Source organism: Halomonas pelophila (assembly GCF_040196315.1).
GTDB classification, from domain to species: Bacteria; Pseudomonadota; Gammaproteobacteria; order Pseudomonadales; family Halomonadaceae; genus Halomonas; species Halomonas pelophila.
In genome coordinates this window covers 141875-152789 of sequence record NZ_JBEGCI010000011.1, presented here as the reverse complement: position 1 = coordinate 152789, position 10915 = coordinate 141875, and the positions used below count along the sequence as shown (strand labels likewise).

At 70.4% G+C, this 10915-nt stretch carries 12 protein-coding genes; 8 read left to right on the top strand and 4 right to left on the bottom strand.

Going from position 1 to position 10915, the window contains the following annotated elements:
- Positions 1-251: 251 nt before the first annotated feature.
- A complete protein-coding gene (locus ABE957_RS13420) occupies positions 252-1430 on the bottom strand; it encodes a murein hydrolase activator EnvC family protein (protein WP_349759188.1) in 1179 nt (392 codons plus the stop codon).
- A 29-nt stretch (positions 1431-1459) separates the two neighbouring features.
- Complete coding sequence (gene gpmI / locus ABE957_RS13415; RefSeq protein ID WP_349759187.1) at positions 1460-3028, bottom strand: 2,3-bisphosphoglycerate-independent phosphoglycerate mutase; 1569 nt, start codon at positions 3026-3028, stop codon at positions 1460-1462.
- Positions 3029-3245: 217 nt separating this feature from the next.
- On the opposite strand from gpmI, the gene ABE957_RS13410 reads away from it, so the two are divergent.
- The 8 genes from ABE957_RS13410 to ruvX all read left to right on the top strand — a co-directional run bounded on the left by ABE957_RS13410 (position 3246) and on the right by ruvX (position 9118).
- Positions 3246-3668 (top strand): rhodanese-like domain-containing protein, encoded by a 423-nt coding sequence (locus tag ABE957_RS13410; RefSeq protein WP_349759186.1) that lies wholly within the window; start codon positions 3246-3248, stop codon positions 3666-3668.
- Positions 3669-3752: 84 nt separating this feature from the next.
- Positions 3753-4277 (top strand): protein-export chaperone SecB, encoded by a 525-nt coding sequence (gene secB, locus ABE957_RS13405; protein WP_089849342.1) that lies wholly within the window; start codon positions 3753-3755, stop codon positions 4275-4277.
- Positions 4278-4311: 34 nt separating this feature from the next.
- Positions 4312-5037: a 16S rRNA (uracil(1498)-N(3))-methyltransferase gene (locus ABE957_RS13400; RefSeq protein WP_349759185.1), complete on the top strand. Its 726-nt coding sequence runs from the start codon at positions 4312-4314 to the stop codon at positions 5035-5037.
- Between the two features lie 76 nt (positions 5038-5113).
- The gene (locus ABE957_RS13395; protein WP_349759184.1) at positions 5114-5833 is read left to right on the top strand and encodes a CvfB family protein; all 720 of its coding nucleotides are present in this window, start codon (positions 5114-5116) and stop codon (positions 5831-5833) included.
- Positions 5834-6169: 336 nt separating this feature from the next.
- The gene (gene gshB / locus ABE957_RS13390; RefSeq protein WP_349759183.1) at positions 6170-7135 is read left to right on the top strand and encodes a glutathione synthase; all 966 of its coding nucleotides are present in this window, start codon (positions 6170-6172) and stop codon (positions 7133-7135) included.
- 18 nt (positions 7136-7153) lie between these two features.
- Positions 7154-8068 carry an energy transducer TonB gene (locus ABE957_RS13385; RefSeq protein WP_349759182.1) on the top strand — a complete coding sequence of 305 codons (915 nt, stop codon included), beginning with the start codon at positions 7154-7156 and terminating at the stop codon, positions 8066-8068.
- A gap of 17 nt (positions 8069-8085) precedes the next feature.
- A complete protein-coding gene (locus ABE957_RS13380; protein WP_315585832.1) occupies positions 8086-8658 on the top strand; it encodes a YqgE/AlgH family protein in 573 nt (190 codons plus the stop codon).
- A 16-nt stretch (positions 8659-8674) separates the two neighbouring features.
- Positions 8675-9118, top strand: a complete 444-nt coding sequence (ruvX, locus tag ABE957_RS13375) for a Holliday junction resolvase RuvX (RefSeq protein ID WP_349759181.1) — start codon at positions 8675-8677, stop codon at positions 9116-9118.
- 10 nt (positions 9119-9128) lie between these two features.
- Here ruvX and ABE957_RS13370 read toward each other — a convergent pair whose 3' ends face one another.
- Both ABE957_RS13370 and pyrB read right to left on the bottom strand, forming a co-directional pair.
- Positions 9129-9776, bottom strand: coding sequence for a hypothetical protein (locus tag ABE957_RS13370; RefSeq protein WP_349759180.1), 648 nt, complete (start codon positions 9774-9776; stop codon positions 9129-9131).
- A gap of 89 nt (positions 9777-9865) precedes the next feature.
- On the bottom strand, positions 9866-10894 hold the full coding sequence (gene pyrB, locus ABE957_RS13365; protein ID WP_349759179.1) for an aspartate carbamoyltransferase: 1029 nt from the start codon (positions 10892-10894) through the stop codon (positions 9866-9868).
- Between the last annotated feature and the right edge of the window lie 21 nt (positions 10895-10915).

The following is a 10915-nucleotide window of genomic DNA, read 5'->3' as shown; positions in this document are numbered from 1 at the left end:
GCCTGGGCGACCTATCTCCTTTACAGGCTCGAGGCCATTCGGTCCTACTCGGGATACACCCAGGCTGTGAGCGGTGGTAGCTAATCACCTCTCACTGGAGAGACACAAGGTCCTACGCCAGGGATGGCGTCGGTAGCGCCCAGGGAGGGGTTCACAGCGCCTCCTCGTAGGCGAGTCGCCAAGTCAGCCCCGAGCTATCGAGCAGTCTAACAAACTATCTGCGATAGCTCTGCCGGGGCTCACGGCGACGCTCAGGGTCGGCTGGCGATCCAGCCCCGCGGGTCGATGGGCTGGCCGTTGCGGCGCACCTCGAAGTAGAGCCCCGGCTGGCCCTGGCCGCCGCTGGCGCCCACGGCGCCCAGGGCGTCGCCGCGGGAGACCGCGCTTCCCACCCCGGCGGAGAAGTGTTGCAGGTGGGCGTGCAGGGTCATCACCCGGTCGCCGTGATCGACGATCAGCAGGTTGCCGAAGCCGCGCATCCAGTCGGCGAAGACCACTCGGCCCGGATGCACGGCCGTGACCGGGGTGCCCTCGGCGGCGCGGATCACCAGGCCGTTGAGGTGCACCCCCTCGCCGTTGCGAAAGGTCGAGGCGATGGCGCCCTGCACCGGCCAGGGCAGGGCGCCGCGGGTCTCGTCGATGGCGGTGGAGGGGGGCGGGCGCTCGAGGCGGGCCAGCTGCTCCTGCACCTCGCGCAGGGTGCGCTCGGCATGGGCGCGGTCCTGGGCGAGGGTCGCCAGCCGGGCCTGCTCGCTGGCGAAGCGCTCGTCCAGTGTCGCCACCAGCGCGGTGCGCTCGGCGCTCTGCTCGGCCAGCGTTGCGCTGCGCTCGGTAAGGCGTGCCGTCACAGCCTCCAGCCGCTCGCCGCGCTCGGCCAGGGCCTGACGGGTGTCGGCGAGTTCGCTCTCCAGGCGCTCGATGCGATCGAGGCGCTCGTGACGGGCCCGGGCCAGGCGATTGAGGTAGTGCTGCAGGCGGTCTAGCCGGGCCGGGTCGTCCTGGTTGAGCAGCAGCTTGAGCTGGGGCGTGAGGCCGAGGCGGTAGAAGGCCTCGAGCTGCATCTCGAGCGATTCGAGCTGCTCGGCGCGCTCGGCGACCAGCTGCTCGCGCCGGGCCTCGAGATCGGCGATCTCGTCGTTCAGGGTGCGCCGCTCGGCCTGCAGGGCGTCGAGGCGGCGATGGGTCTCGGCGAGCGCCGTCTCCACCTCGCGCAGCGCTTCGCTCGCCTCGTCGCGGGCCTCCCGGGTGGTGGAGAGCTCCCCGGAGGCGGCCAGGATCTCCTCGCCCAGAGCGTCGAGGCGCGCCTGGGCCTCGCGCTCGGAGGGGGCGGCGGCAAGCGACGAGGCCAGGCCCAGACTCAGGGTGAGAGCCAGGCCAAGCCCGAGGGCGGTGGCCGGGCCGCTCGGCCCTCTCGGCGTGGTGCGCCGCATCGCCACTCCCAGGCGCCTAGGATGCCGGCTCACTCGCCCTCGATCAGCACGCGTCCGGTCATCTCCTCCGGTACCGGCTGGTCCATCAGGGTCAGCAGGGTTGGGGCGATGTCGCACAGCCGGCCGTCGTCGAGCAGGCGCACCGGGCGCGGCCCGACGTAGATCAGCGGCACGTCGAAGGTGGTGTGGGCGGTCTGGGGCGCGCCGGTCTCGGGGTGGATCATCTGCTCGGCGTTGCCGTGATCGGCGGTCACCAGGCAGGCGCCGCCGACGCGCTGGATCGCCTCCACCACCCGGCCGACGCAGGCGTCCACGGCCTCGATGGCCTTGACGGCGGCGTCGAACTTGCCGGTGTGGCCGACCATGTCGCCGTTGGCGTAGTTGCAGACGATCAGGTCGTGCTGGCCGCCCTCGATCGCCTCCACCAGGCGGTCGGTGACCTCCACGGCACTCATCTCGGGCTTCTCGTCGTAGGTCTTCACCTCCTGAGGGGAGGGCACCAGCACGCGGGTCTCGCCGCGGTATTCCTGCTCGCGCCCGCCGGAGAAGAAGAAGGTGACGTGGGCGTACTTCTCAGTCTCGGCGATACGCAGCTGGGTGAGCCCCCGCTTCTCCATCACCTCGCCCAGGGTGTTGACGAGCTCGGCCGGCGGGAAGGCGGCCGGGGCCGGGATGTCGGCGGCGTACTGGGTCAGCATCACCAGGCCGTCGGCGGCAAGCCGGGGGCGGGCGCGCCGCGCGAAGCCCTCGAAGCCGTCCTCGACGAAGGCGCGGGTCAGCTCCCGGGCGCGGTCGGCGCGGAAGTTCATGAAGATGCCCGCATCGCCGTCGGCCATGGCCACCGGCGCGCCGGCGGGGCGGATGCTGGTGGCGGTGACGAACTCGTCAGTCTCGCCGCGGGCGTAGGCCTGCTCGAGACCCTGCTCAGCGGTCTGTGCCGTGAACTCGCCCGCCCCTTCGGTGATCAGGCGGTAGGCCTGCTCGACGCGATCCCAGCGATTGTCGCGATCCATCGCGAAGTAGCGGCCGATGATCGAGGCCACGAAGCCCTGCTCGGCGCCCACCAGCGCGGCGAGGCGGGCGTTGGCGCGCTCGATCGAGGCCATCGCGCTCTTCGGCGCCGTATCGCGGCCATCGAGGAAGGCATGGACGTAGATGTGCCGGGCGCCGCGGTGGGCGGCCAGCTCGGCCATGGCCAGGATATGATCCTCGTGGCTGTGCACGCCGCCGGGCGAGAGCAGGCCCAGCAGGTGCACGGCCCGGCCCGCGGCCACGGCGGCATCGATCGGCGCGGTCAGCGCCTCGACGTTGGCAAGCGCGCCCTCCTCGACGGCCTTGGTGATGCGGGTGAAGTCCTGATAGACGACGCGCCCGGCCCCCAGGTTCATGTGGCCGACCTCGGAGTTGCCCATCTGGCCGTCCGGCAGGCCCACGTAGCGGCCGTCGGTATGGATCAGGCTGTGCGGCTGTTCCTGCCACAGGCGGTCCATCACCGGGGTGCGGGCGGCGAGAACTGCGTTGTCGGTGGGCGACTCGTTGTGGCCGTAGCCGTCGAGGATGATCAGGGCTACCGGACGCGGGGTACGGGGGTCGGTCATGGGGGAGGGCCTCGTGGTCGGGGTCGCGTCCGGCCGGCTTGCGGGGCGGCCAGGGTCGCGACTTGCATCTGCTTGCGGCATCATATCGCACGGCACCGTCGGACGTCATTTTGGCCGGCGCCCGGGCCGCGGCGCGCCGCGGCTTTGTGTATACTGGGCGCCGCCGCGACTGGCCGGCCCCGTTCACCGTGTACCCGATAAAGAGTTAGCCGAACCCATGATCGATCAGCTGTTCGAATTCGTGCAGAATCATCCCCTGCTGGTGGGGGCCTTCCTGGTGGTGTTGATCGCCTGGCTCGCCTACGAGGCCCGCAACAGCAGCGCCGGAGGCGTGACCTCCAGCGAGGCCACCCAGCTGGTCAACCGCGAGGACGCCGTGGTGGTCGACCTCCGCGAGGCCAACGACTTCAAGGCGGGCCATATCGCCGGCGCTCGCCATATCCCGCAGAGCAAGCTCGACGAGCGCCTGCGCGAGCTCGAGAAGTTCAAGGGCAAGCCGATCATCGTGGCCTGCAAGCACGGCCAGAGCGCCGGCGTCGCCCAGGCCAAGCTCACCAAGGCGGGCTTCGAGCGCGTGCTGAAGCTCAAGGGCGGCATGGCCCAGTGGCAGGCGGATGGCCTGCCGGTGGTCAAGAAGTAGGCCCGGTCGTCGATAAATAGGCGACGCCCCCGTATTTCCCGGACCCGTTTACCCGATAGTTTCACCGGACAAAGGACCTTTCCCATGGCGGAAGAGAACAACCAGAACGCCGGCGCCGATGGTCAGGCGTCGGGCCAGCAGGACAAGCCGCAGCTGCAGTTCGCCCTGCAGCGCATCTACGTCAAGGACCTCTCCTTCGAGGCGCCCAACTCGCCGGCGATCTTCCAGCAGCCGTTCAAGCCCAAGGTCGGCCTGGACCTGAACACCACCCATCAGCAGGTCGGTGAAGACCTCTATGAGGTGGTGATCAAGGTCACCGCCCAGGTCACCCACAGCGAGGAGGGCACCACCTCCTTCCTGGCCGAGATCGAGCAGGCCGGCCTGTTCCGCATCGGCGGCCTCGAGGGCCAGCAGCTCGACCATACCCTGGGTGCCTTCTGCCCCAACGTGCTGTTTCCCTATGCCCGCGAGTGCATCGACAGCCTGGTCAACCGCGGTGGCTTCCCGCCGCTGATGCTGGCGCCGGTCAACTTCGAGGCGATCTACGCCCAGAAGAAGAAGCGCGAGGCCGAGCAGGCCCAGGCCGCCGGCGAGCAGGCGACCCAGTAAAGCCGATGCCGATCCTGATGAGCGAGAACCGCCCGTGAAGGCGCCGCGCATCCACGTCGCCGCCGACTTCCACGTCGGCGGCGACGTCGTTCTGCCCGAGGGGCCGGCCCGCCACGTGGCCCGGGTGCTGCGCCTGGGCGAGGGGGCCGCGCTGCGCCTCTTCGACGGCGCCGGCCTGGAGGCTAGGGCGGTGCTCGTCGAGGCCTCCCGCAAGCGGGTGCTGGCGCGCATCGAGGCCGTCGAGCCGGGGCTCGGCGAGTCGCCGCTGGCGGTGCACCTCGGCCAGGCGATCTCCAAGGGGGATCGCATGGACTACGCCATCCAGAAGGCGGTCGAGCTCGGCGTGGCGGCCATCACTCCGCTCTACACCGAGCACGGCGACGTGCGGCTCAAGGGCGAGCGGGCGGCCAAGAAGCTCGCCCACTGGCAGGCCGTGGCCGCCAGCGCCTGCGAGCAGTGCGGCCGCGCGACCCTACCCCCCGTGCACGCCCCGATGGGCCTCACTGACTGGCTGGCCGTCCGCGACGAGGCGCTGCGCCTGGTGCTGCATCCCGGCACCGCCGGCGCCCTGGCCGAGGCCGAGGCCCCCGCCAGCGCCGCCGTGCTGATCGGCCCGGAGGGCGGGCTCGCCGAGGCCGAGGTCGAGGCCGCCCGGGTGGCCGGCTTCGCCCCGCTCTCCCTCGGGCCGCGCGTGCTGCGCACCGAGACCGCGCCGGTGGTGGCGCTGTCGCTGCTGCAGGCGCGCTTCGGCGATCTCTGAGCCGCGCGCTCGGCTATCCTCTCTTCCTAGCGCTCCCCCGCTTTTCCGCTCCCCACTCTTTTTACCGGACGCTTCCATGCCCGATTCTCGAGACCGCCGTTCGCCGCGCTCCTCCGCCCCGCATGCCGCCGCGCCGCGCCGCCATCGCGCACCCCGGGCCGCCGTCGGCGAGGTGGTCTACCTCGAGGTGGTGACCGTCAACGAGACCGGCGCCTTCCTCGACTGGGGCCATCCCCGCGACCTGCTGCTGCCCTACGGCGAGCAGCGCTTCCGTCCCAGCGTGGGCCGACGGGTGCTGGTGATGATCTATGAGGATCAGCAGGGTCGACCGGTCGCCTCCCAGCGCCTCGACCGCTTCCTGGCCGACGAGGCCGAGGGCCTGGCGGCGGGCGACGAGGTGGCGCTGGTGATCGCCGATCAGACCGACCTGGGCTACAAGGTGGTGGTCGATCAGCGCTTCTGGGGCCTGCTCTACCGCGACGACGTGAATCGCCCGCTGCGCCGCGGCCAGCGGCTCACCGGCTACGTGAAGCGCCTGCGCGACGACGGCCGCCTGGACCTGTCGCTGCTGCCGCCGGGGTCGGCGCGCCTTGACGTGGTCGGCGAGCAGGTGCTCAAGGCGCTGCGCGAGAGCGGCGGCTACCTGCCGCTGGGCGACAAGAGCGACGCGGGGGAAATCAAGGCGCGGTTGGGGGTGAGCAAGAACGCCTTCAAGCAGGCCATCGGGCGGCTCTACAAGCAGCGGCGGATTCTCCTGGAGCCCACCGGTATCCGGCTGGCTCCGAGCACGGACTAGCCCGTTGGGGCAGCGCGGATAGCGAAAGGCGCCGGGGACAGGCTGAAGGTGAGATCCGAGGACCAGGGGTGAGGAGCGCCGCACCGCCAGTCAGGGCAATCGTAGATGGGTCTGACGAGGGGCGTCGGGGACAGGTCGAAGAGTGGGTCCTACGCCAAGGATGGCGTCGGTAGCGCCCAGGGAGGGGTTCACAGCGCCCCCTCGCAGGCCTGTCGCCGGATCAGCCCCGAGCGGCACTATACGCACCGCGCACGCCGCAGCGCCCTCCAGCTTGGTGGACGCGATACCGCTGCGGCATACTGAGCGCATTCACTCTTCGACCGGAAACACGACGCCATGAGCGAACGCGCGCTGAAGATCGGCGTGGTGATGGATCCCATCGCCGATCTCACCTACAAGAAGGACACCAGCCTGGCCATGCTGTGGGCCGCCCAGGATCGCGGCGCCTCGCTGTACTACCTGGAGCAGGAGGAGCTGTTCCTGCGCGAGGGGCGCGCCTTCGGTCGGATGCGTGCCCTACGGGTGCATCGCGATCCCGCGCACTGGTTCGACCTGGGCGAGCCGGAGGCGGGGCCCCTGGCCGAGCTCGACGTCATCCTGATGCGCAAGGATCCCCCGGTCGACGGCCACTTCCTCAACGCCGTCTACCTGCTGGGCTTCGCCGAGCGCGAGGGCGTGCTGGTGGTCAACCCCACCCAGGCGCTGCTGGAGTGCAACGAGAAGCTCTTCGCCCAGCAGTTCCCCCAGTGCTGCACGCCGACCCTGGTCTCCTGCGACGAGGCCGTGCTGCGCGCCTTTCACGCCGAGCACGGCGACGTGATCTTCAAGCCGCTGGACGGCATGGGCGGCAGCGGGATCTTCCATGTGCTCCCCGAGGGCCGCAACCTCGGCGCCATCATCGAGATGCTGAGCGAGCGCGGCCAGCGCCAGATCATGGCCCAGCGCTACATCCCCGAGATCAAGGATGGCGACACCCGCATCCTGCTGGTGGACGGCGAGCCGGTGCCCTACGGCCTCGCCCGGGTGCCCATGGCCGGCGAGACCCGCGGCAACCTGGCCGCCGGCGGCACCGGCGTCAGCCGCGAGCTCACCGCCCGCGACCACTGGCTGATCGAGCAGGTGCAGCCGGTGATCCGTGAGAAGGGACTGATGTTCGTCGGCCTCGACGTGATCGGCGACTACATCACCGAGATCAACGTCACGAGCCCCACCTGCGTGCGCGAGATCGACGACCAGCGCGGCACCGACATCGCCGGCCTGCTGATGGATGCCATCGAGCGGCGCCTCGGCGAGCGGGGCTGACCCGGGAGGCCTGTGGCCATGTCCAGCATCCTCAGCGATCCTATCCAGTATGCCCCGGTGACCCGGCCGCACCGGCACTGGCTGGCCTGGTCGCTGGCGCTGCTGCTGCATCTGGTGGTGATCGGGGTAGTGGCGAGCCGCCAGTTCGCCCCGGCACCCGTGGAGCGGACCAGCGTCGACGTGGTGCTGGTGAGTCGCCCGGCCCAGGCCCCGGTGGAGGCCGAGGCCATCGCCGAGGCCGATCAGCGCGCCGCGGGCTCGCCCCAGGCGCAGGCGCCGGCGGAGGCGCGCGCCGCCCCGATGGAGGCGCTGCCCGAGCGTCAAGCCGCCGAGCCCGAGGTGGATCCGGCCACGCCTGCCGCGCCTCAGCAGGCCGAGGCCCCCGAGCCAGAGCGCGTCAGCGAGGCGCCGGCCGCCGAGGCTTCCCGCGAGGCGGCGTCGACGCCCGAGCCGCGCGACAGCGCCCCCCAGTCCGCCGAGAGCTCAGCGCCGCCCGCCGCCGCAGCCCCGTCGGCCTCGGGGCGCGACCTGCTCGCCCAGGCCACCGCCAGCATCCGCGACCAGGGGCTGTCGCCCGAGTATGCCGGCGAGCAGCCGGGCGAGGGGCGCCCGGCCGCCCAGCAGGCCGCCGAGGCACGCTACATCGACGACTGGACCCGCCGGGTCGAGGATTACGGCAACCGCGTGCATCCGGCGCCGCGCGAGCTGGCCGGCCAGCTGCGCATCCGGGTGGTCGTCGGCCGTGGCGGTCAGGTTCGCCAGGCAGAGGTGATACAATCCTCGGGACATGCCGAACTCGACCAGGCGGCCCTGGACACGGTGCACGGTGCCGCCCCCTACCGGCCCTTCGACCGGGGCATGGGCAACCTGGACAGCCTGTCCATTACGCGGGTCTGGCGATTCGGCCAAGGCAATCATTACGGCGTGCAATAGGTCCGCCGGGGAGTCTCATGCAATCCGTGCAACACTTCGGCTTGAAACACCACTTCCTGCTGGCGATGCCGCACCTGGAAGATCCCAATTTCGCCGGCAGCCTCAGCTATCTCTGCGACCATGACGAGAACGGCACCATGGGCGTGATCGTCAATCGGCCTCTGGAGCTGACCCTCGACGCCCTGTTCGAGCAGCTGGAGCTAGGCGGCGACGAGAGCCCCCATCGCCAGGCGCCGGTCTACTATGGCGGCCCGACCCACAAGGATCGCGGCTTCATCCTGCATCGCGGCGACAGCGACGCCTGGGACTCCAGCATCCAGGTCGCCGAGGACATCGCCCTGACCACCTCCATGGACATCCTCCAGGCGCTGGCCGACGGCCGTGGCCCCGAGCAGTTCCTGGTCTGCCTGGGCTGCGCCGGCTGGGAGGCCGGCCAGCTGGAGGACGAGCTCAAGGAGAACGCCTGGCTGACCGTCGAGGGCCAGGCCGAGATCCTCTTCTCGGTGCCGCCGGAGCAGCGCCTGGGCGCCGCCGCGGGCATCCTCGGTATCGACCTGAACCTGATGACCCGCGAGGCGGGGCACTCCTGATGACGGGGACGAACTGATGGCCGACGCCGGCGCGCGCCTGATCCTGGCCTTCGACTTTGGCACCCGGCGCATCGGCGTGGCGGTAGGTAACGAGCTGCTCGGCAGCGCCCGGGAGCTGGCGCCGCTGCCGGCCCGCGACGGCATCCCCGACTGGGCCGAGGTGGCCCGCCTGGTGGACGAGTGGCGCCCGGATCTGTTCGTGGTGGGGCTGCCGCTCAACATGGACGACAGCGAGTCGGTCATGAGTACCAGGGCGCGCAAGTTCGGCAAGCGCCTCTACGGCCGCTTCGGCACTCCCTGCGAGATGGTCGACGAGCGCGGCTCCACCCGCGAGGCCAAGGCGATCGCCCGGGAGGGCGGCCACCGCGGCAACTACCGGCAGGAAAGCGTCGACGGCATCGCCGCAGTGCTGATCCTGGAGGGCTGGTTCGCCCGCGCCGAGGGATTGCCGCCGCGCTGAGGCCGGGCGATCAGGCCGGGCGGGGGCCGCCGTCGCTGTACTTCCTGGCGAAGTCGCCCACCGAGATGCAGGTGAACTTCTCGATGAAGAACGCCAGGGTCGCCGGGCAGCGGAAGCGCTCCTCGAAGGCCTCCACGCCCCCTTCCCGCTCGCGTTCGACACTGGCCAGGTAGGTATCGCCGGCCTTGCGGAGCCTGACGGTCGCCTGGTTGTCCTGGGCCTTTTTCTCGACCTTCAGCTCGTGCTGCTCCTCGAGCAATCTTTCCAGCACCTCCCCCCTCTCGAGCTCCTCCGGTGAGGCCCAGAGCGGCTGGTCACGTTCGCCGTAGCGGTAAAGGAAGATCATCGGCAGCACCGAGAAGATGGCCGTGGTGAGGGTCCAGGTCAGCGCCGCGCCGGAGAGGTCCGCCGTGAAGACCGCGAGCAGCTGCACGACGATGCCCAGGGCCAACAGTCCCGCCAGGGGGCGCCACATCCGCGGGTTCATGAAGCCCCTGTCCAGGAAGTATCCCCATAGGCCGATCACCACGATCGCCCCCACGCCCAGCTGGATCATGGCGAGCAGCGACCCGCCACCCATCAGCAGGGCGATGACGCCGATCAGGATCAGCAGGGTGTAGAAGCCACACAGCAATAGGGTCGCACGCTTCAGGTTCATCGATGTTGCGCCTCCAGGCCAGGTCGCCATGCGCGGCGATGCCGATCGTCACCCCCAGCATAGGCGATCAGTCGTGAGCTGAAGGCCGTTCAGAAGGCGGTGTCGTCCACGCCCACGGTCGGCGGCACGAACCAGGGCACGTCGCGCAGGTCGCGCTCGATGTGCTCCTCGACCTTCAGCAGGGTGGCGAAGATCGCCATGCGCACCGGGATGCCGTTGTCGGTCTGGCGGAAGATCGCCAGGCGCGGGTCGCCGTTGAGGTCGACGTCCAGATCGTTGGCCTCGGGGCGGCTGTCCCGGGGCAGCGGGTGCATGACGATGGTGGAGGCGTTGCAGCGGCTGTCGAGGAAGGCGCGGTCGACGGTGAAGTCCCGGGAGAGGTTGAAGCCCTCGATCATCTCGGCGGTGAAGCGCTCCTTCTGGATGCGCGTGGTGTAGACCACGTCGACGTCGGAGAAGTCGCCGGCCAGGCTCTCGCGGACCTCCACGGCGAGCCCCTGGCGGCTGACGCGCTCGATCAGGTGGTGGGGCATCTCGAGCCCGGGGGGCGCCACCAGGGTGATGCGCATCGGCGCATAGCGCGCCAGCAGCCGGATCAGCGAATGCACGGTGCGCCCGTACTTCAGGTCGCCGGTCATCAGCACGTGGGCGTCCTTGAGCGCCTTGCCCTGGCGCGCGAACTCCTTGTCGATGGTGTAGAAGTCCAGCAGCGCCTGGCTCGGGTGCTCGCCGGGGCCGTCGCCGGCGTTGATCACCGGCACGTGGGTGGCGGCGGCGAACTCCGCCACCGAGCCCTGTTCCGGGTGGCGCATCACGATGGCGTCGCAGTAGCCGCTCATCACCCGGCTGGTGTCGTAGAGCGACTCGCCCTTGGCCATGGACGAAAAGGTGAAGCCGGTGGTGTCGCAGACGCTGCCGCCGAGCCGCGAGAAGGCGGTGTGGAAGCTGACGCGGGTGCGGGTGCTGGCCTCGAAGAAGAGGTTGCCGAGCACCGCCCCCTCCAGGATCCGGGTGACCTTGCGCCGCTGGGCGACGGGCTCAAGGCGCGCGGCGACGCGCATCAGGTGGTCGATCTCGTCGCGAGAGAGGGAATCGATGGAGAGCAGGTGGGACATCACGGCGGCCTCGGCAGGGGGAAC